Origin of the sequence: Streptomyces sp. NPDC096324, from assembly GCF_044763015.1 — a bacterium.
Classification (GTDB): Bacteria; Actinomycetota; Actinomycetes; order Streptomycetales; family Streptomycetaceae; genus Streptomyces.
The window spans coordinates 159,081-182,448 of sequence record NZ_JBIWFK010000012.1; the positions used below are offsets into that span (position 1 = coordinate 159,081).

General features: G+C 70.7%; 21 protein-coding genes. 12 read left to right on the forward strand and 9 right to left on the reverse strand.

Annotation, left to right across the window (positions count from 1 at the left end; all coding sequences use genetic code 11):
- Nucleotides 1-62: 62 nt before the first annotated feature.
- The gene (locus tag ACIQ7M_RS30535) at nt 63-995 is read left to right on the forward strand and encodes a phytoene/squalene synthase family protein (protein WP_403650480.1); all 933 of its coding nucleotides are present in this window, start codon (nt 63-65) and stop codon (nt 993-995) included.
- 16 nt (nt 996-1,011) lie between these two features.
- On the opposite strand, the gene ACIQ7M_RS30540 is transcribed toward ACIQ7M_RS30535, so the two are convergent.
- The gene (locus ACIQ7M_RS30540) at nt 1,012-1,680 is read right to left on the reverse strand and encodes an NAD-dependent epimerase/dehydratase family protein (RefSeq protein ID WP_403650482.1); all 669 of its coding nucleotides are present in this window, start codon (nt 1,678-1,680) and stop codon (nt 1,012-1,014) included.
- Between the two features lie 23 nt (nt 1,681-1,703).
- Nucleotides 1,704-2,378, reverse strand: coding sequence for a TetR family transcriptional regulator (locus ACIQ7M_RS30545; protein ID WP_403650484.1), 675 nt, complete (start codon nt 2,376-2,378; stop codon nt 1,704-1,706).
- A gap of 63 nt (nt 2,379-2,441) precedes the next feature.
- On the opposite strand from ACIQ7M_RS30545, the gene ACIQ7M_RS30550 reads away from it, so the two are divergent.
- The 3 genes from ACIQ7M_RS30550 to ACIQ7M_RS30560 all read left to right on the forward strand — a co-directional run bounded on the left by ACIQ7M_RS30550 (nt 2,442) and on the right by ACIQ7M_RS30560 (nt 5,996).
- Nucleotides 2,442-3,269 (forward strand): SDR family NAD(P)-dependent oxidoreductase, encoded by an 828-nt coding sequence (locus tag ACIQ7M_RS30550; RefSeq protein WP_403650679.1) that lies wholly within the window; start codon nt 2,442-2,444, stop codon nt 3,267-3,269.
- Nucleotides 3,270-3,536: 267 nt separating this feature from the next.
- A complete protein-coding gene (locus ACIQ7M_RS30555) occupies nt 3,537-3,926 on the forward strand; it encodes a hypothetical protein (RefSeq protein ID WP_403650486.1) in 390 nt (129 codons plus the stop codon).
- 297 nt (nt 3,927-4,223) lie between these two features.
- Complete coding sequence (locus ACIQ7M_RS30560) at nt 4,224-5,996, forward strand: MOSC domain-containing protein (RefSeq protein ID WP_403650488.1); 1,773 nt, start codon at nt 4,224-4,226, stop codon at nt 5,994-5,996.
- A gap of 343 nt (nt 5,997-6,339) precedes the next feature.
- On the opposite strand, the gene ACIQ7M_RS30565 is transcribed toward ACIQ7M_RS30560, so the two are convergent.
- Together ACIQ7M_RS30565 and ACIQ7M_RS30570 are read right to left on the reverse strand one after the other, a co-directional pair.
- A complete protein-coding gene (locus ACIQ7M_RS30565; RefSeq protein ID WP_403650490.1) occupies nt 6,340-6,780 on the reverse strand; it encodes a cupin domain-containing protein in 441 nt (146 codons plus the stop codon).
- 63 nt (nt 6,781-6,843) lie between these two features.
- Complete coding sequence (locus ACIQ7M_RS30570; protein WP_403650492.1) at nt 6,844-7,860, reverse strand: zinc-dependent alcohol dehydrogenase family protein; 1,017 nt, start codon at nt 7,858-7,860, stop codon at nt 6,844-6,846.
- A 185-nt stretch (nt 7,861-8,045) separates the two neighbouring features.
- On the opposite strand from ACIQ7M_RS30570, the gene ACIQ7M_RS30575 reads away from it, so the two are divergent.
- The 3 genes from ACIQ7M_RS30575 (at nt 8,046) to ACIQ7M_RS30585 (ending at nt 10,552) form a co-directional block, all read left to right on the forward strand.
- Nucleotides 8,046-8,939 carry a helix-turn-helix transcriptional regulator gene (locus ACIQ7M_RS30575; RefSeq protein WP_403650494.1) on the forward strand — a complete coding sequence of 298 codons (894 nt, stop codon included), beginning with the start codon at nt 8,046-8,048 and terminating at the stop codon, nt 8,937-8,939.
- A 15-nt stretch (nt 8,940-8,954) separates the two neighbouring features.
- Complete coding sequence (locus ACIQ7M_RS30580; RefSeq protein ID WP_403650496.1) at nt 8,955-9,683, forward strand: SDR family NAD(P)-dependent oxidoreductase; 729 nt, start codon at nt 8,955-8,957, stop codon at nt 9,681-9,683.
- 491 nt (nt 9,684-10,174) lie between these two features.
- The gene (locus tag ACIQ7M_RS30585; protein ID WP_403650498.1) at nt 10,175-10,552 is read left to right on the forward strand and encodes a hypothetical protein; all 378 of its coding nucleotides are present in this window, start codon (nt 10,175-10,177) and stop codon (nt 10,550-10,552) included.
- Between the two features lie 63 nt (nt 10,553-10,615).
- On the opposite strand, the gene ACIQ7M_RS30590 is transcribed toward ACIQ7M_RS30585, so the two are convergent.
- The 3 genes from ACIQ7M_RS30590 to ACIQ7M_RS30600 are packed head-to-tail and all read right to left on the reverse strand — an operon-like array spanning nt 10,616 to nt 12,852.
- Complete coding sequence (locus ACIQ7M_RS30590) at nt 10,616-11,857, reverse strand: RNA polymerase sigma factor (RefSeq protein WP_403650500.1); 1,242 nt, start codon at nt 11,855-11,857, stop codon at nt 10,616-10,618.
- Nucleotides 11,854-12,177: a YciI family protein gene (locus ACIQ7M_RS30595; protein ID WP_403650502.1), complete on the reverse strand. Its 324-nt coding sequence runs from the start codon at nt 12,175-12,177 to the stop codon at nt 11,854-11,856. The genes ACIQ7M_RS30590 and ACIQ7M_RS30595 overlap by 4 nt, the downstream gene beginning before the upstream one ends.
- Before the next feature lie 54 nt (nt 12,178-12,231).
- Entirely contained in the window at nt 12,232-12,852 is a 621-nt protein-coding gene (locus tag ACIQ7M_RS30600) for a dihydrofolate reductase family protein (RefSeq protein WP_403650504.1), read from the reverse strand.
- Between the two features lie 360 nt (nt 12,853-13,212).
- On the opposite strand from ACIQ7M_RS30600, the gene ACIQ7M_RS30605 reads away from it, so the two are divergent.
- A complete protein-coding gene (locus ACIQ7M_RS30605; RefSeq protein ID WP_403650506.1) occupies nt 13,213-14,574 on the forward strand; it encodes a beta-1,3-glucanase family protein in 1,362 nt (453 codons plus the stop codon).
- 57 nt (nt 14,575-14,631) lie between these two features.
- Here the strand turns inward: ACIQ7M_RS30605 and ACIQ7M_RS30610 are convergent, their stop codons facing one another.
- On the reverse strand, nt 14,632-16,239 hold the full coding sequence (locus ACIQ7M_RS30610) for an FAD-binding oxidoreductase (protein ID WP_403650508.1): 1,608 nt from the start codon (nt 16,237-16,239) through the stop codon (nt 14,632-14,634).
- 70 nt (nt 16,240-16,309) lie between these two features.
- On the opposite strand from ACIQ7M_RS30610, the gene ACIQ7M_RS30615 reads away from it, so the two are divergent.
- The 4 genes from ACIQ7M_RS30615 (at nt 16,310) to ACIQ7M_RS30630 (ending at nt 22,011) form a co-directional block, all read left to right on the forward strand.
- Nucleotides 16,310-17,020, forward strand: a complete 711-nt coding sequence (locus ACIQ7M_RS30615) for a TetR/AcrR family transcriptional regulator (protein WP_403650510.1) — start codon at nt 16,310-16,312, stop codon at nt 17,018-17,020.
- Between the two features lie 184 nt (nt 17,021-17,204).
- Nucleotides 17,205-18,686, forward strand: coding sequence for a PHB depolymerase family esterase (locus tag ACIQ7M_RS30620; RefSeq protein ID WP_403650512.1), 1,482 nt, complete (start codon nt 17,205-17,207; stop codon nt 18,684-18,686).
- Nucleotides 18,687-18,867: 181 nt separating this feature from the next.
- Nucleotides 18,868-20,313 (forward strand): 3-hydroxybutyrate oligomer hydrolase family protein, encoded by a 1,446-nt coding sequence (locus tag ACIQ7M_RS30625; protein ID WP_403650514.1) that lies wholly within the window; start codon nt 18,868-18,870, stop codon nt 20,311-20,313.
- 189 nt (nt 20,314-20,502) lie between these two features.
- Complete coding sequence (locus tag ACIQ7M_RS30630) at nt 20,503-22,011, forward strand: serine/threonine-protein kinase (RefSeq protein WP_403650516.1); 1,509 nt, start codon at nt 20,503-20,505, stop codon at nt 22,009-22,011.
- A 13-nt stretch (nt 22,012-22,024) separates the two neighbouring features.
- Here ACIQ7M_RS30630 and ACIQ7M_RS30635 read toward each other — a convergent pair whose 3' ends face one another.
- Nucleotides 22,025-23,269 (reverse strand): MFS transporter, encoded by a 1,245-nt coding sequence (locus tag ACIQ7M_RS30635; protein WP_403650518.1) that lies wholly within the window; start codon nt 23,267-23,269, stop codon nt 22,025-22,027.
- Nucleotides 23,270-23,368: the final 99 nt, after the last annotated feature.

Consider the following 23,368-nt stretch of genomic DNA (forward strand, 5'->3'; position numbering starts at 1 on the left):
ACTCGTACCCTTCGCAAGCACACTTCCGTCCCGGAAGCCACCGGCAGAGTAAGGAACGCGACATGCCCACGTGGACCCGCACGCTGCGCGAGGCCGGCATCACCGAGCCGGACCTGCGGACCGCGTACAGCCAACAGCGCACGTTCGTAAGGCGATTCAGGGGCGCGGAGTATCTGACCGTCCGGCTCCTGCTTCCGGCGTACCTGCACCCGCCGGTCATCGCCGGGGTCGCCTTCATGCACGAGACGGACGAGCGCGTCGACACCGGTACGCGCGAAGCGCGCGCCCAGGCGCTGGAGTCGTGGGCGTCCGCCACACACGCGGCGCTCGACGGCGGGACCGCCTCCGACGCGACGCTCGGAGCGCTCGCGGACGCGACAGGGCGGTACCCCCGACTGCGGCACTACGTCGAGGCCTTCCTGCGAGGAGCGAGACACGAGGTCGACTACACCGGCTTCGACACCGAGGACGGACTGCAGTCCTACGTCGACAGCTACTCACTGCCCGCCTTCATGCTGCTGGCCTGCCTGCTGGAGCGACGGGACACCACGCGGGACGATGTGTTCGTGCGGCGTTGCCGCGACCTCATCGAGGCGATGCAGCGCATCGACTTCCTCGACGACCTCGCCGAGGACGCGGGAGAGGGGCGGGTCGGCATCCCGGGCAAGGATCTGGAGCGTCACGGCCTGTCCGTCGAGGTTCTGCGGAACCCCACGGACGATGTTCGTGCGCGACTGGGCCGACTGGTCCTGGAGCAGGCCGAACTGGCGCGCCCGCGACTGTCCGCGAGCAGGCAGTTGGCGGACTTGGTGCAACCGCGGACCCGCCCCTTCGTCACCGCGCTTCTCCAGGTGCAGGACCTTCGGCTGCGCGCGGTGAGCCGGAAGGGCGGCGGTCTGGCCGACGGCGGCGCGCGTCCTTCTGTACCCGCGCTGTTGGGCGTGCTGGCACGTCAGTACGGGGCCGTGCGGCGGACGAAGCGGACGACCGGATGAACCGGCCTGGCGCCGGTCACGTCATCGCGAGCCGGTTGATGTCGGAGTTGCGCACGACAGTGGGGCTTTGCCGGTCGGTGCGGCCGACGGCGAGCATCGCGCGGCCGACGGCCGCGGTGGTGGTGACGTGGCGGGGGAAGGCACGACGCAGGAGCGGGTAGAGGCCCGCCATGACGCGGTACATCACGCGGTACACGGGCGTGCGGGACGTGGCTCCGTCCATCGGCTGAACGTAGCCGGGACGGAACATGTACGAGGACATCGGCAGGGCGAGGAGATCGTTCTCGGTGCGGCCCTTGACCCGGGCCCACATCTGACGGCTCTTGCCAGTGGAGTCCGTGCCTTCCCCCGAGACGTAGACGAAGGTGAGCGCGGGGCTCGCGGTGTGGAGGGCACGGGCGGCGGCGAGGGCGTAGTCGTAGGTGACGCGGGTGTACTCCTGCTCCGTCCTGCCGACCGCCGAGACTCCGAGGCAGTAGAAGCAGGCGTCCAGGCCCTCCAGTTGGTCCTGGACGGAGGTGAAATCGGTGAAGTCGGTGTGGATGATCTGCCGGAGCTTGGGGTGGGCGACGGGCAGAGGACTACGCACTACGGCGAGTACGTCGGTGACGCTGTCGTCGAGCAGACAGGCACGCAGGGCGCCGTGTCCGATCATGCCGGACGCTCCGAAGACGATGACGCGCACGATGGCTCCAGGGGCTGGGTGGGTCAGGACCGGGTGCGGGCGAGGGTGCCCGCGGCGAGGGTGGCGAGCAGCCCTTGCAGAGAGGTGGCGAAGTCCATCTTCAGGACGGCGAGGGCGGGGTCGGCCTCGTAGGCGGCGAGCATCGCCTGCGACGGGCGTGCGTGTGTCCACACCGCGCCGATCACCATGAGCATGGACGCGGCAAGCTGGGAGGCACCGTCTCCGAGCTCGGGCAGGTGCGTCCTGACGAGTGCCGCGAGCTCGTCGACGTTCGCGATGGCGGCCCTCTTGTAGCGTGCCGCGACCTGCGGGGAGACGTTGTGCTCCAGTACGCCGGCCTGTGCGCTGAGCAGGTCGCACAGGACCCGGCCCTCGGCGAGGGAGGCGGTGATCACCGCGGCGAACTGCTCGCCCCGCACGCCCGCAGGAGCGGACGCGTCGACGCCGACGGACAGCGGCTCCGGCAACGCGGCCGTCCACTGCTTCCAGGCGTGGTCGAGCAGTTCGAGCAGGATCGCCTCGCGGGACTCGAAGTAGCGCAGGACGTTCGACTTGGCGAGCCCGACACGGCGGCTCAGCTCGTTGAGGCTGACGGCGCTCACCGGCATCTCGTCGAGCATGGCGGCGGCGGTGTCGAGGATCGCCCGCCGTCGTGCCTCCCGCTGCTCCTCGCTGCGTGCCCGCTGGAAAGTACTCATGCCCCACATGTTACAGACCGCCAGTCTTTTGACATCAGACCACCGGTCCCTTACGTTGGAGATATTCCAACGGACCGGCGAAGCTCCCGCGGCCTCGGCCGTGCCATCGTCACCGCGGCCCTCGACGCGGGTGACCAGGTGGTCGCCACCGCGCGCGACACCACGAAACTCGACGACCTCGTCGCCCGCCACGGCGACCGCGTCCGCCCCGTCGCCCTCGACGTCACCGACCACGACGCCGTGGAGCGTGCCGTGCGGGAGGGGCTGAAGGTGTTCGACCGCTACGACGTGGTCGTCAACAACGCCGGGTACGGCGACCTCGCCTCCGTCGAGGACGGCACGGTCGACGACTTCCGCGCCCAGATCGACACCAACTTCTACGGTGTCTACTACGTCAGCAAGGCCATGACGCCGATACTGCGGGAGCAGGGCTCCGGCCATGTCTTCCAGGTCTCCTCCCTGGGGGGCCGGATCGGTTCGGTGGGCCTGGCCGCCTATCAGAGTGCCAAGTGGGCCGTTGGCGGCTTCTCCACCGTCCTCGCCCAGGAACTGGCCCCCTTCGGCGTCAAGGTCACCGTTCTCGAACCGGGCGGCATGCGCACCGACTGGGCCGGTTCCTCCATGACCGTCCCGCCGATCAGCGCCCCGTACCGGCCCACGGTCGGCGCCTTCGCCGACATGCTCAGGAACGCCGATGCCCGGGTGGCGGCCGCGAACTCCGCCGACCCCGCGCGGGTCGCCCGGACCGTCGTGGAACTGGCCGGACGCGACGACGCCCCGGTCCGCCTCCTGCTGGGCAAGGACGCGGTCCAGTACGCCGGCGCCGCCGCCCGGTTCCTCGCCGAGTCCGACGAGGAGTGGCGCCGGCTCTCCGAGTCCGTCTGGGGCTGAAGAGCCTGGTCGCGTCGGGAAGATGCGTCCGGTGAGGCCGCGGCGGCCCGTGGTTGCCGAAGAGCGGCAGGCTTCGGCCGGGTTGCGCTGCCGGACGTCGCCGCTGACGCCGGATGATCAGCTACGTAGGCTTGTTCGAGCGCTTCTCGCCGAGAGGATTCGGGGTCCGCCGATCGCGACGACGGTCCGAAGCGTTCGCGGAGCGTGCGCCCTGACTCCCGGCCTTGGAGAGTTACGTCTTGTTTCGCCTCAGGAGGAGCCGCGATCGTGTCCGCCCACCTGTCCACGGACGACTGGTGGCTCGTCGCAGCCGGTGTCACCGTCGCCTACACGGTCGCGATGTACTGGTGCATGCCGACACCGAGGGCCAAGCGGCGTGTTCTCGCGGCCCCGTTGGTCGGCTGGATGTACCTGGTGCCCAACGCCGTGCTGGAAGGGTATTCCGTCTCGCAGACCCTGTATTTCTACAGTTGCGCTCTGGCGATGTTCATCGTCATGGTGGTGCCGGTTGCCAGCAGGGTGGCGTCCGACATCGCGGAGCAGGAGCGGAAGCCCTGGGACAAGGTGCCTCTCAACACCTTTGCCTTGTACTGGACTGTTTGTTCGGCCACGGTCTGCATCGCGGGAGCGGTGTTCTTCTGGCCGTTCCTCGCGTAGCGGGTTCACGGGCGTGTCCGCTCCCGCTGCTCCGCACGGCAGGGGCCGACGTGTCTGCTCAATCCGGTTCTCTGGTGTGTCGTCTCCCCGGAAACCTGGCCGTCTGCGGCGATCGACGCAGTGGGCGACGGCGCTGGTGACAGGTCGTCCGCACCGAAACACAGCTCCCGTCGACCGGCGGAAGCGGGTTGGACCCGTGCCCCGCCGACGGCCGAGGATGCGCGGCGTCGCGTTGCCGTGGAGACTCGGAGTACCGGCGCGCGAGAACGAAGACCACTCGACGGGAGACGGCCGCGCATGGCGACACTGATCGCGGTGAATGTGGGGTTGCCGCAGGATGTGCCCTGGAAGGGCCGCACCACCCACACGGGTATCTGGAAGCGGCCGGTCACCGGGCCGCGGATGGTCCGGCGGCTCAACATCGACGGTGACGGTCAGGGTGACCTGGGCGGTCATGGCGGCCCCTTCCGCGCTGTACTGGTCTACCAGTTGGACTCCTACCGGCACTGGCAGGAGCATCTGGGACGGGACGACTTCGTCCACGGCCAGTTCGGGGAGAACTTCACGGTCGACGGCCTGCCGGACGACGAGGTCTGCATCGGGGACCAGTACCGCATCGGGGAGGCACTGTTCGAGGTCACACAGCCCCGTGTGACGTGCTACCGCGTCGGCCTGCGCATGAACGAACCCCGGATGCCCGCTCTGCTGGTGGCCCACGGCCGTCCCGGCTTCTATCTGAAGGTGCTGACCGAAGGCCGCGTGCAGGCAGGCGATGACATCGTCAAGATCGCCGACGGTCCGGAAGGCATGACCGTGGCGGACATGGACGCCCTTCTCTACAAGGCCGACCACCCGGTCACGCAGCTCGAACGCGCCCTGCGCATCCCCGCGTTGAGCCCCGGCTGGCGGGGCTCGATGCGGTCGCTCCTCGATGCGGCGCGTGGAGCGGGAAGCTCCACCGGCAATGCCGGGCTGACCACCGCTGGGGCGGCTCCGCCCCCAGCCTGGCAGGGATTTCGCCCCTTGGCGGTCACCGGCATCGTCCCGGAGAGCGCCGGCGTCCTCTCACTCGTCCTCGGTGCCCCCGACGGTGATCCGCTCCCTGCCGCCCTGCCCGGCCAGTTCGTCACCCTCCGCATGCTGCCGGACCCACAGGGACCTTCCGTCATCCGCAGCTACTCCCTGTCGGGCCGGCCCGGTGACGCCTCGTACCGGATCAGTGTCAAACAAGAACCCCACGGTGCCGGCAGTGGCTATCTGCGTCTGCACATCGCCGTCCACGACACCCTGGACGTGGCGGCGCCCCGAGGGACGTTCGTCCTCGGTAAGGCCCCGGCGCCGGTGGTGCTGATCTCGGCGGGGGTGGGTGCCACACCTGTCCTGGCCATGCTGCACAGCCTGGCCGCGAGCGAGGACCCCCGTCCGGTGTGGTGGATCCACGGCGCGCGCGACGGCGCCGAACACCCCTTCGCCCAGGAAGTCCGCTCCCTGCTGACCCGTCTGCCCGCGGGCCGCAGGTACATCGCGTACAGCAGTCCGCGCGACGGCGACCGCCTCGGCGAGGACTACACCGGCGTGGGCCGGTTGTCAGGCGCCGTCCTGAGCGGACTGGACCTGCCGCCGGAGGCGCAGGCATACGTCTGCGGGCCGATCGCCTTCATGGACGACATGACCACGGCTCTTGCGGACTGCGGCCTGGACCCGTCGCGGATCCATACCGAGGTCTTCGGGTCGGTCTCCGCGATCACACCCGGCGTCGTGCCGGTCGACGCCCCCGCACCCCACACGCCCGCCTCCCCGCCCGGGCCGGGCACCGGCCCGTCCGTCTCGTTCGCCCGCAGCGGCCTCACCGTGCCCTGGGACCCCGGCTACGGCACGCTCCTCGATCTGGCCGAGGCTTGCGACGTACCTGTCCGGTGGTCCTGCCGCAGCGGGGTCTGCCACACCTGTGAGACCGCCCTCGTCTCCGGCCGGGTCGACTATGCCCCCGACCCCATCGACGCGCCGACCGACGGCAACGTTCTGATCTGCTGTTCCCGGCCCGACCGTGACGTGATCCTCGATCTTTGACCGTCCCTCTGCTCGATGCTCGACGCGCGCACCGACCGAGCGCGACCCTGAGCAGGACCTGAACGGGTCACCGAGCGGGTGGCCCTGCTGACGCTGCACAAGAGCACGCGAACTCCTCCATTTCCTGCTGACGGTCGCGCAGGTTCGCCGTCCCGCTTCGACCGTCACCGCAGTCCCTGGGCGGACGGGCGAGGCTGCCGGTGGCGGCCGTGGATCCGGCCCCGGGCGGGACTGCGGGAGGCCACCTTCGGAAGGCTTCGAGGCGGGGGCGAAATCGCGCGAACGAGCTATGTGTGTACGGCCGCGACGTGGCCCGGGTCCAGCGAGAGCTCGACATCCGTCGTCAGGACGCTCTTTCCTGGCTTGCCGTGTGTCGGTCCGTGGCCGGGGCTGCGGTGTATTCCTCATCGGTGACGGGGGTCAGCCAGTGCACGACGTCGTGGTCGGTGTCGGCTTCGTTGATGGCCAGGTGGACCATCAGCCGGTCCGGGGCGGCGCCGTGCCAGTGCTCCTCGTCGGCCTCGAAGAGGACGCGGTCGCCGGGCCGGATGACTTCGACCGGTCCGCCGCGGCGCTGGCACAGGCCGATGCCTTCGGTGACGAACACGGTCTGGCCGAGTGGATGGCGATGCCAGTGGGTGCGGGCGCCGGGCATGAAGTGCACCAGGTTGGCGCTGACACGTGAGGGCTCGGGCGCGGCGGCGACGGCGTCGATGTAGACGTCGCCGGTGAACCAGTCGGCCGGACCCTTGAGGGTGGCGATCGAGCTTCGGGTGATGTCCATGGTCATTCCACTTCGGTGAGCGATGGGTGGGGCGCTGTGCGGCACCAGCGCGTTCGTCCGGGGTCAGGGCTTGAGAAGGGCCTTGATGGCGCGGCGTTCGTCCATGGCCTTGTAGCCCTCGGCGACCTGCTCCAGGGGGAGGGTGAGGTCGAAGACCTTGCCGGGGGCGATGCTTCCGGTCAGCACGCGGTCGATGAGGTCGGGAAGGTAGCGGCGTACGGGGGCGGGGCCTCCGCGCAGGCCGACGTGGGAGAAGAAGAGTTCCTGACCGTCCACGGCGACGTCGTGAGGGACGCCGACGAAGCCGACGTTGCCGCCCGGCCGGGCCGAGTGCAGCGCCTGCCGCATGGCCTGGGCGGTGCCCACGCACTCCAGCACGGAGTCGGCGCCGATGCCGCCGGTCAGCTCCTTGATCCGGGCGACGCCCTCCTCGCCGCGCTCGGTGACGATGTCGGTGGCACCGAACTCCAGGGCGAGCTTCTGTCGCGGTTCGTGCCGTGACATGGCGATGATCCGCTCGGCGCCCATCTCCTTCGCGGCGATCACCGCGCACAGCCCGACCGCGCCGTCGCCGACGACGACGGCGGTGGAGCCGGGCTTCACCTCGGCGGCGTCGGCCGCCCACCAACCGGTCCCCATGACGTCGGACACGGCCAGCAGCCCGGGCCACAGCTCCTCGCCCGGCACCTCGGCGGTGGCGACGAGGGTGCCCTCGGCGTTGGGGATGCGCACGTACTCGGCCTGGCACGTGGACATGAACTCGCGGTTCAGGCAGTTCGACTGGAAGCCGTTCCGGCAGTTCGCACAGGTGTTGTCCGAGGTCGCGAACGAACCGACGACGAACTGCCCCGGCCTCACCGACGTGACGTCGGATCCGACCTCCTCCACGAAACCGACGTACTCGTGCCCCATGGGGTGGGCGTGCTCGGTCGGCTCCGCCCCGCGATAGGGCCACAGGTCCGAGCCGCACACACAGGTGACGGCCGTCCGGATCACCGCGTCGGTCGGCTTGAGGATCTTCGCGTCGTCGACGGTCTCGAAGCGCACGTCACCGGGGGCGTGGATCACTGCTCCGCGCATGAGGAGAGATTCCTTTACGTTCTGAGGTCGGGCCACTGGCCCGCGTGAAGAGGTGCGAACCCGTCCAGGAGGGCGGGTACCCACGTCCTCCAGGAGACCGCGTCGCGCGGCGGGCAGCGAGTCACTGGTGAGGGGTGTACCGGCAGTACATCGCTCCGGCGGCCCGCGGGCCTTACCGTCGAGGCATGGACAACCGTCATGAGGTCCGCGAGTTCCTGACCTCGCGGCGCGCCAGGATCAGCCCCGAGCGGGCCGGACTGCCCACAGGGTCCCGACGCCGCGTGCCGGGGTTGCGCCGCAGCGAGGTCGCGGCGCTCGCCGACATGAGCGTGGAGTACTACGCCAAGCTCGAGCGCGGCAACCTCGCCGGTGTCTCCCCGGCCGTTCTGGAGGCGGTCGCCCGGGTGCTGCGGCTGGACGACGCCGAGCGCGCCCACCTGCTGAATCTGGCGCAGGCGGCCGACGGCTCCGACGCGCTCACCCGACCCGGACGGCGCGCCAAGGGGGCCCGGAAGGTTCACCGGAGCCTGCAGTGGACGCTGGACGCCATCACCGCGGGCCCGGCGTTCGTACGCAACGGCCGTATGGACGTCCTCGCGACGAACCCGCTCGCCCGCGCCTTGTACCGCGACATCTACTCCACCCCTGGCAACGAGGCGAACCTGGCGCGGTTCCAGTTCCTCGACCCCGCCTCCCGGCGCCTCTACCCGGACTGGGACCTGTTCGCCGACATAGCCGTCGCCATCCTGCGTACCGAGGCCGGCCGCGACCCCTACGACAAGGACCTGCACGACCTCGTCGGTGAACTCTCCACCCGGAGCGAGGAGTTCCGTACCCGTTGGGGCCGACACGACGTCCGCCACCACGGCACGGGAACCAAGCGCTTCCACCACGAGATCGTCGGCGAACTCACGCTCGCCTTCGAGGGACTGGAACTCGCTGCCGAGCCCGGCCTCACCCTGACCATCTATGCCGCCGAGCCCGGCTCGGCATCCGAAGAGGGCCTGCGTCTGCTGGCCTCCTGGACCGCCACGCACGCGACCCAGCCGCCCGCGCGGCAGCAACCCACGACGAGCTGAAAGCGGTGCATTCCCGTGAGTCGCATCCTGGTGACCGGCTCGACGGACGGGCTCGGACGGGCCGCGTCGGACGCCCTGCTGTCCGCCGGCCATGACGTCGTGGTGCACGCCCGCAATGAGCAGCGCGCGGCAGCCGTGGAGGACCTGGTCGGCCGCGGGGCGGGCCTGGTCCTGGGCGATCTCACGGATCGCGACGCGGTGCGGCGCATCGCCGCCGAACTCGACGACACCGCACCGCTCGACGCCGTGATCCACAACGCCGGCGTATGGAGCGGGCCGGCCGTCATGCCGGTCAACATCATCGCCCCGTACCTGCTCACGGCCCTGCTGCGCGGACCGCGTCGGCTCGTCTACCTGAGCAGCGGCTCGCACTACCAGGGGCGCGCCTCCACCGACGGGATCGACTGGCACGGGGACGAGCCCGGCTCGTACGCGGACAGCAAGCTGTTCGTCACGGCGCTCGCGGCCGCGCTGGCCCGCCTGCGCCGCGACGGGCTGAGCAACGCCGTGGACCCGGGCTGGGTGCCCACCAGGATGGGTGGCCCGGGGGCGCCCGACGATCTCGAGCTCGGCCACCGGACGCAGGCGTGGCTGGCCGCCAGTGACGATCCGCAGGCACTGACCAGCGGCGGCTACTGGTACCACCGGCAGCGGCAGCAGCCGCACCCTGCCGTGTACGACCAGGACTTCCAGAACCGCCTGGTGCGCACGCTGGGCGAAGAAACCGGTACCGCCCTCGCCTGACCGGGCGGACCACCACGGGGGCGTCAGCAGAGTTCGCGCCATCGGCCCCGTCCGGCGCGAGCGGCTCGGGGGCCTCGGTCGCTCGTCAAGCCCCATGGCACAGAGTCACAGCTCGATCACGGGTGAGGGAAGCCTGTGGCCTCAGGTGGTCAACCTCCACACAATGGCCAGACTCCGTACACGTTTCTGGGGGCGTGCCGATGACGTGGAACCCCGAACTCCCACGTGACCGCTCGGATCACGCCGGTCCGGTTCCGGCGGTACGTCGTCCCCGCTCGCTCAGGTCATCCGGACCCTTGGGCGGGTCGGCGGCATGCTGGTGCACGTCATCGCCGACGTCGGCGTTCTTACCTTCTCGACCGTCATCAGCGGCCACGCCCCGAAGGGCCCGGCCGGTTTCCTCCTGAGGTTTCTGATGGTCGTGTCCGCGACGCCCGCAGGGCTGCTCGACACCGAGAACTGTTGGCATCGGCAAGTAGATGGAGAACACCATGCACCGATACGTCGCGGCCATCGCGGTCCCTGCCGTGCTCGTCGGCGTCCTGACCGGCTGCGGCGCCGATTCCGCTCCCCAGGCCGGTGGAGCGTCCCCGTCGGTCAACGCCAACAGTGTCCACGCGCGCTGCCAGGCGCAGGAGTGGCCTCAGCCCATGCCCGACGTCGAGGGCCGTACGTTCGAACCGCTCGGCAAAGACCTCATGTGCTTCGACAACATCGAGGCCGTGGCCCCGGACGGACGCGATGTGATGAGTGACCCGGCCAGTGGGCTGGGTGCGTGGACGGTGAAGTCCAGCACTCCCGGCCCCGGCACCCGGGTGCGGATCACGACGCCGATCACGCTTGAGCTCGAGAAGGCACGAGGAGAATAGATTCTTGGCGGACCTCCGTCGACCCACCCGCCGTGGCGCAGGGGTCATGGCCTCCACCGGGCGCTAACGCAATTGGTCGCGGCGGCGGGTCAGGTAGGCGGTCTCGGCGGTGTTGCCGGCCAGCTCGATGGCCTTGGTGTAGGCCGCGCGCGACGTCTGGCTCCGGCCCAGCCTGCGCAGCAGGTCGGCACGGGCGGCGTGGTAGGCGTGATAGCCGTTCAGTTTGTCCCCGAGTCGGTCGATGGCCGCCAGCGCCACGTCCGGGCCGTCGAGCTCGGCGACCGCGATGGCCCGGTTGAGGGCGATGATCGGTGAGGAGTCGAGGCCGACGAGTCGGTCGTAGAGCGCGACGACCTGGGACCAGTCGGTGTCGCGTACGTCGCGGACTGAGGTGTGTACGGCGCTGATCGCCGCGAGGATCTGGTAGCGCCCCGGAGCCACCCCGGCGGCGGCCGCGGCGAGGCGCTCGCGCACGAGGCGGTGGCCCTCGACGATCAGCGCGGCGTCCCAGGCCCCACGGTCCTGCTCGGCGAGGGGGACCAGTTCGCCGCCGGCCGAGACCCGGGCGGTGCGGCGGGCCTCGGTGAGGAGCATCAGGGCCAGCAGCCCGGTCACCTCGCCGTGGTCGGGCATGAGGGCGCGGATCAGGCGGGCGAGCCGGATCGTCTCGCCGGTCAGGCCGGGACGCAGGGGATCGGTGCCGGGGCCGGTGGCCAGGTAGCCCTCGTTGAAGACGACGTACAGTACGGCGAGTACACCGGTGACGCGTGCCGGGAGGTCCTCGTCACCCGGCATCCGGTAGGGGATGCGCGCCGCCTTGATCTTGGCCTTCGCGCGGGTGATCCGCTGTTCCAAGGTGGTCTCCCGCACGAGGAAGGCGCGGGCGATCTCGGGCACGGTCAGACCGCAGACCATGCGGAGTGTCAGCGCCACGCGGGCTTCCATCGACAGTGCAGGGTGGCAGCAGGTGAAGATCAGCCGGAGTCGGTCGTCGTCAATGGCCCCGAGAGGCTCGGGGGGTTCGCCGTCGTACCTCAGCCGAGCCTCCCTGTGCTTGTCGTCGCGTTTGTTCTCGCGCCGGATCCGGTCGATGGCCTTGCGGTTGGCGGTGGTGGTCAGCCAGGCGCCGGGGTTGGGGGGCACGCCGTCGGCCGGCCACCGCTCGACGGCGATCGCGAACGCCTCGGCCGCCGCCTCCTCCGCGATGTCGAGGTCGCCGAAACGCCTGGTCAGAGCGGCGACCACCCGGGCCCACTCCTCGTGGTGGGCCCGGGTGACCGCCTCGTTGACGTCGGCCCCGTTCACAGGAACGGCCGCACCTCGACCTTCCGATTGCAGTGCTTGGACCCTTCGGCGGCGAGCTTGAGCGCCACGTCGAGGTCGGGCGCCTCGATGACCCAGAAGCCGGCCAGATACTCCTTGGACTCCAGGAACGGCCCGTCCGTGAACAGCGCCTCCTGGCCCCGGTTGTCGATGACGGTGGCCGCGTCGGGCGCGGCGAGGCCGCCGGCGAAGACCCAGTGTCCCTCGGTCTGGAGCCGGTCGTTGAACGCGTCGATGGCAGCCATTTCCTCCGGGGTACCCGAGGCCGTCCTGTCGTGGATCACGGAAACCAGGTACTGCATCGTGTAGATCATCTCCTGTGGGTTCACGGCGTGGTGGCACGGCGGTCGAGTGCCTCAGCTCCCTGCGTACCGCGGGCGCCCGGCCGGCCGGTAGACCTGGATCGTCACGCCCTTCGAGTCGACTCGCGACTCGACCAGGTCGAGCGCGGTGTCCTGGCCCGCGTCGGGGAACAGCCGCATGCCTTGGCCGACGATCACCGGGATGGTGAGCAGCGTCATTTCGTCGACCAGGTCGTTGTCCAGCAACCACCGGGTCAGGGTGCGGCTGCCGTGCACCTGCAGCTCACCACCCGGCTTCGCCTTCAGGTCCTCGATGGCGGCCACGAGGTCCTCGGCGAGGACGGTGGTGTCCGACCAGGCAGGATCGGTGAGCGTGGTCGACACCACGTACTTGGGCTGTGTGTTCAACGCCTGCCGGACGGGCTCCCAATCGGCGGCCTCCCCGATCGTCCAGGTCCCCCAGGAGCCGGCGAACAGTTCGTAGGTCCGTCGGCCGAGCAGGAACGCTCCGGCTCGTTGGTAGGTCCGCTTGATGAACGCCCTGGTCTCGTCGTCGCCCTTTCCCATCGCCCATCCGCCGCGCTCGAATCCGTTGCTGCGGTCCTCGTGCGACGCTCCGCCGTTTCCCTGCATCACTCCATCGACGCTGACCTGGGTCATGGTCGTCAGCTTCATGATCGGGGTTCCCTTCCTCGGAGCCGCCGCTCGCCGGCGGTCTCACCCTTGCTACGAACGACTCCGCCCCGATCCGACACCGCCTCCCGGACTTCTTTCGAAGACTCTTGGCCGGCCAACTCTTGAATACCCCATCCGGCGCGGAGCCGGTCGCGTCGTCGGAGTTCGAACACGGTGAGCCCCGGACTGGGGGCAAGCCTGCGGCAGACGGGGCTCCATGAGGCGCGGTACGGCAACTCCCGCTATTTCAGCTTCAGTTGTTGACGTCCGGAACATGCGGGGATACAACCCGGAGAGAGCGCTCTCCGTCTGCTGTTGCTCCGCCCCCACACACGCCGACCCGGCATGAGGAGATCCCGCATGCAGTCCTTAGCCAGCGCCAGCGCCCTTCCCCGGCGGTCGTCGGGCAGAACCGCTCGGGCCCGTACCGCTCTCGGTCTCGTCGTCGTCCTGCTCGCCGCCTGCGTCGCCTTCCTGAGCCCGGCACCCGCGCACGCCGCCGACCAACTGCTGTCCCAGGGACGGCCCGCCACGGCCTCCTCGGTCGAGAACGGCTCCTTCCCCGCGGGAGCCGCGGTCGACGGAAACACCGGCACCCGATGGTCCTCGGCCTTCTCCGACCCCCAGTGGCTGCGCGTCGACCTCGGGTCGGTCCAGCAGATCACCCGCGTCGCCCTGAACTGGGAGGCCGCCTACGGCAAGGCGTTCCAGATCCAGACCTCCACCGACGCGAACACCTGGGCCACCGTGTACTCCACGACGACCGGCACCGGTGGCACCCAGAACATCAACGTCACCGGCAGCGGCCGATACGTACGCGTCCTCGGAACCACGCGGGCCACCCCGTACGGCTACTCCCTGTGGGAGTTCCAGGTGTACGGGCCCGGAAGCACCACCCCGCCGGACGACTTCTGGGGCAGCACGAGCGACATTCCCGCCGCGAACAACGCCGTCGAGGTGAAGGTCCTCAACCGCACCAACGGCAAGTACCCCGACAGCCAGGTGTACTGGAGCTTCAACGGCCAGGTCCACTCCATCGCCGAGCAGCCCTACCTCGACATGCCGGCCAACTCCGCGGGCCGCATGTACTTCTACCTCGGCTCACCGGCGAGCTCCTACTACGACTTCATCGAATTCACCGTCGGCGGCAACGTGTTCAACGGCAACACCACACGCGTCGACGCCTTCGGGCTGAAGATCGCCATGCGCCTGCACTCCAAGGACGGGTACGACGCCGAGGTCGGTGAGAACCGGCAGACCTTCGCCGAGGACCGCGCGACGACCTTCCAGCGCTTCACGGCCGCCGTCCCCGACCAGTTCAAGGTGCTGGCCCAGACCCAGTCCCCGTACCGGATCATCGCGCCCGGCAGCGACCCGAGCTTCCGGGCGGGCGGCGCCAACGCCAACTACTTCACCTCCTACGCCCAGTCCGTGGGCGTGAACGCGGCCACCTCCGACATCTTCGGCTGCGCGGCGGCCCTCGCGAGCAACCCGAACATGTGCGCAGCGCTCAACCGTCATGTGGCGACCTTGCCGGCCTCCCAACAGGGCGATCCCGCCCAGTACTACAAGGCGGCGCCCGCCAACTACTACGCCAAGTTCTGGCACGACAACGCCATCAACGGCCTCGCCTACGGCTTCCCCTACGACGACGTGTCGGGCCAGTCCTCCTTCATCTCCCACGGCAGCCCGCAGTGGCTGCTGGTCGCCGTCGGCTGGTAGCCGGGGGGAGCGGTCACGGGGCGGCTCGGCCCCGTGACCGCGGCCCACAGCGTCGACTCAGCGAAGGGGGTCGATCACGACTCCGGGATTGAGGATCCCGGACGGGTCCAGTACGGCCTTGCCCGCCCGCAGGGCCGCGGCGAACAGGTCCGGGCGCTGCCGGTCGTACCACGGCCGGTGGTCCCGGCCCACCGCGTGATGATGGGTGATGGTGGCGCCGTGCGCGATCAGTGCCTCGGAGACCGCCCGCTTGATCTCGTCCCACTGCTCGACGGTCCTGCCCCAGGCGCCCGCGGCGTAGACGCCGAAGTACGGGGCGGGGCCGTCGGGGTAGACGTGGGTGAACCGGCAGGTCACGACACCCGTGGCGCCGACCTGGCGCATGGCGTCCTGGGCCGCCGCGTCGACGGCCGCGCGGAGTCCGGCGAACCGGTCCCAGGTGCAGGCCGTCTCGAACGTCTCCACGATCATGCCCTGAGCCGCGAGGGCGTCCCGCTGGTACGGCATCCGCAGGAAGGAGGAGCGCCAGGTGTCGGCGGCCGAGGTCCGCGCGGCCGTGTCCGCGGTGTCGGTATGGCGCGGCGGCTCCGGCAGCGTGCCCCCGTGGTCGCGGCAGAGTTCCAGGGCGCGTTCCATCCAGGCGGTGACGGGATGATCGGCGGACTCGAAGCCGAGCACGAGGACCGCGGTCGGACTGCCCGCGTTGATGAACGCCTCCATCGGGTCCAGCAGACGGCAGTTGGCCGGGTCGAGCCCGGACTGCGCCAGGGCCCGGACGGCCCGGACCCCCGCCTCGTAGTCCTTGAATGCGATCGACGCCCCGGCCCGCCAACGTGGCCGGTCCTGAAGTCGTACCCAGGCCTGGGTGATGACACCGAGCGCTCCCTCGGAGCCGAGGAACATCCGGTCGGGCGAGGGACCGGCACCGGAACCCGGGAGGCGGCGGCTCTCCACGACACCGGCGGGGGTGACCACCCGCAGCGACTCGGTGAGGTCGTCGATGTGGGTGAGGCCGGTCGCGAAATGACCGCCGGCCCGGGTCGCCAGCCAGCCGCCGAGTGTGGAGAACTCGAAGGACTGGGGGAAGAACCGGAGCGTGTGTCCGTGCGGCCTGAGCTGCTCCTCCAGATGCGGGCCGAGGACACCGGCCTGGACGAGCGCGGCCCGGCTGGTCCCGTCGACCTCCAGGACCCGGTCCATGGAGCCGAGGTCCAGGCTGACCACTCCGGCGTACTCGGCACCCGTACGGGCTTCGACGCCTCCCACCACGGAGGTGCCGCCGCCGAACGGGACGACCGCGACGCCGGCGCCGTCGCACCACTCCAGCGTCCGCACCACCTCGGCCTCCGACGTGGGCCGCACGACGAGGTCCGGCACATGGGGCAGCTTTCCGAGCAGCGCGCGGACGACGTCACGGAACGCCTGACCGTGACTGTGCGCCAGCCGGTCGCGAATGTCGTACGACGCCAGCCGGGCCAGCGCGGGCGGAGCCGTGACCCGGCTCGGGGCCACCTCGAACGACTCCACCGGAGGCGTCGAACGCACGGTCAGGTCCGCGTCCGGAAGCAACTCGGCGGTGCGCCGGGTGAGTTCCGCCCGCTCCGCGCCGGTCACCGCGTCCTCGACGTTTCCCCAGCCCCACCACGAACGCGTCTTGCCGCTCATCGTCTCCCCAGGCGCTTGAATTGAACGTTGGGTAACTTACCGCTCGGTCACTTTGGCATAGGGTGGAGTCATGAGCAAGCAGCCGAGGGCGACGCAGGGCGTGGGAACCAAGGGGATGCCACGCAAGGACCGGGAGCGGCTGATCCTGGAGGCGGCCGCCGAGGAGTTCGGCGTGAAGGGCTACGCGCGCGGGTCGACCGCGCACGTGGCGGAGCGGGCCGGCATCACCAAACCGATGATCTACGAGTACTTCGGGTCGAAGGACAGCCTCTATCTGACCTGCCTCGACCAGGCCGGCACCCGCCTCGTCGAGGCCGTCGGGTCCGCCCAGCGGGGGCGTTCCGACCTCTCGCGCGCCGTGCGCACCCTGGAAGCCGTCTTCCGCGCGCTCGAATCGCGCCTGCACGACTGGGAACTCGTCTACGACGGGACGCTTCCCGCCGAGGGCCCGCTGCACGACGCCGCGGCGGTGTACCGGAGGGAACTCAACCGGATGGGCGCCGTGGGCGTGTCCGAGTTCCTGCACACATCCCCGGCCGTGGAACCCCTCGACGCCGATCTCGTCACCCATCTCTGGTACGGGACCGTGAGCGCCGCCGTCGTCTGGTGGCGGCATCACCCCGAGCAGACGGCCGACGAGATGGCCGCGCGCTTCGAACGCATCGTCGCGGTGCTGTGCCCGGACCTGTGGGCGACATCCGACGCGACCGGAGGGGTATCCGGGATGGAGGGAGGGGCCTCCGGCATGCCCGGAGGCCCCTCCGGCAGCGGCCCGGCCTAGCAGACCGGGCGGCGCTCCCGCAATCCGCGCGCTGCCGACTGACGTGCGGACGGTTGTGGTGCTTGACGCCATGTCATGGCGGTCACAGGCGGTCGACTCTGGGGTTCCGCAACGCCCCGCATGCGGGGAGCCAGGGACGGCTCCGGACGTGCGGGGGGCCGGACATCCCCAGAAGGAGCCGCCCATGCAACGCCCCTCACCGCCCCGAAGGCGCCGGAACCGTCCGGTCCACCTGCTGAGCCGCCTCCTCACCATCGCGGCCCTGGTCCTGGGGGCCGCCCTGACCGGCCCGGTGCCCGCCGCCCAGGCCGCCGTGCCGGTCACCCGCGTCACCGGCTTCGGCTCGAACCCGGGCCAGTTGAACATGTACGTGTACCGTCCGGCGTCCCTGCCCGCGAACCCGCCCGTGGTCGTCGCCCTGCACGGGTGCACACAGAGCGCCCAGGCCTACGCCGACAACTCCGGACTGCCCGGACTCGCCGACCGGGACGGCTTCGTCCTCGTGCTCGCGGAGACGACCTCCTCGAACAACATCAACAAATGCTTCAACTGGTTCCAGACGACGGACAACCGACGTGGGCAGGGCGAGGCCCTCTCCGTCAGCCAGATGGTGAGCCACGCCGTCTCCGCCTACGGGGCCGACCCGGGACGCGTGTACGTCACCGGCCTGTCCGCGGGCGGCGCCATGACCTCGGTCATGCTGGCCGCCTACCCCGACGTCTTCGCCGCCGGCGCGGTCGTCGCCGGTCTGCCCTACGACTGCACCCGCGACAACAGCCCGTACACCTGCATGAACCCGGGAGTCGACCTCGCCCCGAGCGCCTGGGCCCAGCGGGTCCGCGACGCCTACCCGTCGTACGACGGCCCCTGGCCCCGTACGGCGATCTGGTACGGCGAGCAGGACACCACCGTCGTGCCGCGCAACGCCACCGAGCTGCGCGACCAATGGACGGCGGTCCAGGGGCTGTCCCAGACCCCCACCCGCAGCTCCGTCATCGGACCCGACTCCACCCGGCACGACGAATACTTGGCGGCGGACGGCACGGTCGCCGTCGAGGTCGACGCCGTACCCGGCATCGGGCACGGCACCCCGGTCGAACCGGGCAGTGGTGCCCAGCAGTGCGGTGCCACCGGTGCCCCGTACTTCCTCGACTCGATCTGCTCCAGCTACTGGATCGCCCGCTTCTTCGGTCTCGACGACACCGGATCCGGCGGGGGCTCACTGCCCGCGCCCACCGGACTGGCCACGGGCGCGGTCACCGGCACCAGCGTCAGTCTGACCTGGGAGGCGGTGAGCGGCGCCGCCGACTACACCGTGTTCCGCGACGGCACCCCGGTCGGGACCACGAGCGGTACGTCGTACACGGACACCGGACTGACGGCGGGCACCACGCACACCTATGCGGTCGCAGCGCGCGACAACACCGGTACCGCGGGCCCCCGTTCGGGAACGGTCACCGCCACGACCACCGGCGGCGGCACCGCCGCCTGCTGGACGAGCAGCAACTACGCCCACGTCCAGGCCGGCCGGGCCGTCACCGGCGGCGGCTACACCTACGCCAAGGGCTCGAACCAGAACATGGGGCTGTACAACACCTTCGTCACGCACACCCTGAAGGAGTCACCCGTCGGCACCTACACCATCGCCGACGGCGGCTGCCCCTGATCGCGCCTCAGGTCTGCGGCACACGAGGGGACTTGGATCGCCATGGTGGCCGACGCTGCTCCCGCCACCGCCGTCATGGCGGCCCGACACATGTCCCCACGGGTCCCGCCTCACTAGCCTCCAGCGCGTCCACCCCACCCTGCCCCGCCCCACCCCATCCCACTCGGATTCGAGGTCCCGGATGCTCCACCCCAGTACGGACGTCACCCCACCCGGCCGACGACGGCCCAGATGGCGGGCCGCGCTCTGCGTGCTGGTGCTCGCGACCGCCGGTTCGGGCGTGCTCGCGTCGGCCGGCCCGTCACCCGCTCTCGGCGGCCACGGCCTGCACACCGGGACCTGTTCCACGGACGATCAGCCGCGGGTACCCGGCGCCGCCCACCAACAGGCCGTCTGTCTGGACGAGTTGACCACCGCCGGGACCGTGGCCTCCGGCCACACCGACCCCGCCGACTACGCCGGCCTGACGCCCAAGGACCTGCCGACGCCCAGCGGAGTGCCCGGGACCCAGATCGACGGCTACTTCCCCGACACGTCCACCACCAACACCGACCACGGCTGGAATCACGACGCGCAGTTCGTGATCCGGCTCCCCGATCACTGGAACGGCGGACTCGTCGTCGCCGGAACACCGGGCAACCGCGAGCAGTACGCCAACGACCGTGCGATCTCCGACTGGGTGCTCTCACGCGGCTACGCCTACGCCGCCACCGACAAGGGCAACACCGGTCTCGCCTTCCACCGCGACGGCCGCGGGCCCGGTGATGCCATAACCGAGTGGAACACACGGCTCACGCAGCTCACCCGGGCAGCCCGCACGGTCGTCAAGGAGCGCTACGGGAAGTCCCCTTCCCGCACCATCGCCACGGGCATCTCCAACGGCGGCTATCTGGTCCGCTGGCAACTGGAGAACCACCCCGAGCTCTACGACGGGGGAGTCGACTGGGAGGGCACGCTCTGGAACTCCGACGGCGGCCTGCTCACCTTCCTGCCGCCCGCGCTGCGCGCCTACCCGGACTACGCGGCAGGCGGACCCGGCGCCGACGAGGCTCAGGACGCCCTGCACGCTGCCGGCTATCCGGCCGGGTCGGAGTTCCTGTGGCCGTACCACTACAAGACCTACTGGGACCTGACCCAGCGCATCTATCGTGAGGAACTGGACCCCGGTTACGACGGGGCGACCGAGGCCGGAACCCCGTTCTGCGCCTCCGGAACCCCCGGCTGCGACGCCGACTACGACTACGGCGCGAGACCGCGGTCCGTGCACCGCGCCGTCGACCGCATCGCGCTGACCGGACGCATCGGCAAACCACTGATCACCCTTCAGGGCACGCTCGACGTGCTGCTGCCGATCAGCCGCGACGGGGACGTCTACGCCCGCATGGTGCGCGAGGCCGGGCGGGGCCCATTGCTGCGGTACTACCGCATCGCGGACGGGACCCACACCGACTCGCTCGTCGACGCCTTCCCCGACCGGCTCCGCCCGATGACACCGTGCCACCGCTCGGCCTTCACGGCACTGGAACGCTGGCTGGCCGGCGACGGACGCCCTCCGGCCGGCCACACCGTGCCGCGCCCGGCCGACGCGGACGCTACGACACTGCTGACCCAATGCCCCCTGGAATAGCGCCCTGACAGCCGCCCGCCCGCCAGGCCGCATCCGCAGCGGCCCGGCGGGGGACACCGGCCGCGTGGGGCGCGGTGGTGCCGCGCCGCCTCATGGTGAACATCGGCACCGGCACCCCCGTACGCCGTCGGTCGTACCGATCACGGCAACCGTGTCTCGGCCCTCGCGAACTGCCCTAATGTGACGCGTATGAACGCATCGGGGGACATGATCGACGGACGCTTCGAGCTGATCGACCGGCTCGGCAGCGGGGGAATGGGCACGGTATGGCGGGCTCGTGACACCGTGCTGGACCGGGACGTCGCCCTCAAGGCCGTACACCCGGAGGCGGAGGCGTCCCACGCCGTCCGCGAACGGGTCCTGCGCGAGGCGAAGGCCCTGGCACGGCTCAACCATCCGCACGTCGTGACCGTCCACCAGATCGTCGACACCCAGCCCCACCCGTGGATCGTGATGGAGCTGGTGCCCGGCCAGTCATTGCAACAACGTCTGTCCGAAGGATTGTTGAACCCGACGGAGACCGGGCGCGTCGGCCGGCAGGTGCTCGCCGCCTTACGTGTCGCCCACGCGGCGGGCATTCAGCACCGGGACGTCAAGCCGGCCAACGTCCTGCTCCGCCCGGACGGCCAGGCCGTGCTCACCGACTTCGGCATCGCCGCCCTCCAGGGCGCGACCGCACTCACGGCCACCGGCGAACTCGTCGGCTCCCCCGAGTACATGGCCCCCGAGCGCATCCGCGGCCACGACGACGACCCGGCCTCCGACCTGTGGTCCCTCGGGCTGCTCCTGTACGTGTGCGTGGAGGGTGTGAGCCCGCTGCGCCGTGTGACCACGCTCGCCACCCTGGCCGCCGTCCTCGACGACCCCGTTCCACCGCCCGTGCGCTCCGGTCCCCTCTCCGAGGTCCTGCGGTCCCTCCTCGTACGCGACCCGGCCGCCCGCCCCGACGGTGCGCGACTGGACGCGATGCTTGCCCAGGTCGAGTCGGGCGCCTCACCGCGATGGGACCCGCCGACGCTGACGGCGGCGTCGATCCCGGCCCCGGCGGTCCCGGCACCGTCCTTCGCGGCCCCGCCCGTCCCGGCCCCGTTCTTCCCGACACCGCAGACCCTGCCGGATTCCCCGCTCCCAGGACATCCGCACCGGCATCGCGGCACCGTCCTCGCCGTCGTGCTCACCCTGACCGTCGTCGCGGTCACCACGCTGGTTCTCACCCTGGCACCGTTCGGCGACGACAAGCCGTCCGCCCGGGCAGGAGGTGCCGCCCCGAGCACATCCGCCGCACCCGCCACCACGACTCAGAGTTCGCCGCCCCAGCGGAGCGCGAGTCCGGCACCCGCGACCAGTGATCCGGTGGTGTCCAGTCCCACCCGTATCGATGCGGTGGCGTCCACCCCCGCACGTTCCGAGTCGCCGCCCGCTCCGGCGGAATCCGGTCGCTGGATCGCCCAGTTGTCCTCCGAACCCTTCTCCGCGGGTACCGCGGCCCGCGACCGGCATCTCGCGGACATTCGCCTGTCCGTGCCGGAAGCGCTCGTCCTGCGCAGCGACGACTACGCGCCCCTGCGCCCCGGCTACTGGGTGATCTACGCGCCCGGTCCGTTCGCCGACAACCGCGCGGCCCTCGCGTTCTGCGCGGAACGCGGCCGTACGACCACCAACAGCTGCATCGGCCGCTACATCAAGGGGCGTGGCTGAGCCGGCACCCGTTTCAGACGTGCTCCGGTGCCGCCTCCGTGGTCGTCGGGTTCGTTCGGGTGTGCCGGGGGAGGAACAGCGGGGTCGCCAGCAGGAGCACTCCGGCCAGGGCGATGGCCGTGCGCGGGCCGAGCAGGGTGCCCAGCACGCCCCACAGGGCCGTCAGGAGCGCGGTCGTGCCCTTGGTCGTCACCGCCCAGGCGGTCAGCGTGCGGGCGACCCGGTCCGTCGCGGTGCGTTCGAGGCGGTACGTGGAGGAGACAGGGTTGAACACCCCGCAGCAGAAGATGAGCCCGAGCTCTACGCCCATCACCAGCAGCAGCCCTCCGGTGCCTGGCCCCACGAAGGCCAGGCCGAGCGGCCAGACGGCGCGCAGCGCCCCGGACACGACCAGAACCCGACGCTGTCCGAACCGGGTGACCAGGGGACGGGCCAGCCGTGACCCGAGCAGTCCGCCGATCGAGGGCGCGGCGAAGGCCAGGCCGTACTGCCACGGCGTGAACCCGAGCCTGCCGAGCATCAGGACGGCCAGCAGTGGCTGGGCGGCCATCACCAGGCCGTTGAACAAGGCGGTGTTGAAGAACAGCGGACGCAGGGTGCCGTCGGCGAGGATGTACCGCCAGCCGTCGAGCAGGTCCGAGGCCCGCACCCGCGGGGCCTCCCGGCGTTCGGTACGCGGCTCGTGCCCGCCCGTCGCGCGGACGCCCAGAGCGGAGAGCAGGTAACTGATCCCGTCGGCCACCACCGTCGCCACCGGACCGAGCAGCCCGATCGCCGCGCCGCCCAGCGGTGGTCCGATGATCGTGGTCGTCCAGGCCGTCGACTCGAACCGGGCGCCCGCGACCAGCAGGTCCTCCGCCGCCACCAGCGTCTTCAGATAGGCGCCGGAGGCGGCCCGGAAGGCGATGTCGGCCGCCGCGACGACGATCGAGACGAGCAGGAGCTGAACGAAGGTGAGCACACCGAGCGCGAACGCGGCGGGGATCGTCAGCAGCGCCGCGAACCGCACGAGGTCCATCGCCACGAGCACCGGCCGCTTGCGCCGGAACTCCACCCACGGGCCCAGCGGCACCGCCACGGCCGCGCCCACCGCCGCCCCCACGGAGGCGAGCACGGCCACCTCGGCCGTCCCGGCGTGCAGCACCCGGATGGCGATCAGTTCGAACGAGCCGAAGGCGAGCCACGTGCCGAGCGCGCTCGCCCCGTACGCAGCCCAGAGCCATCCGAACGGCCGCCCCAGCCGGTGCCCGCTCCGCATGCCCGACACCCCTCGCACCTCGCCCCTCGTCCCGCACTCGTACCGGCACCCGCATGACCGATCCGCGTCCGAGGACATCAAAGCGAGCACGGCGACCGG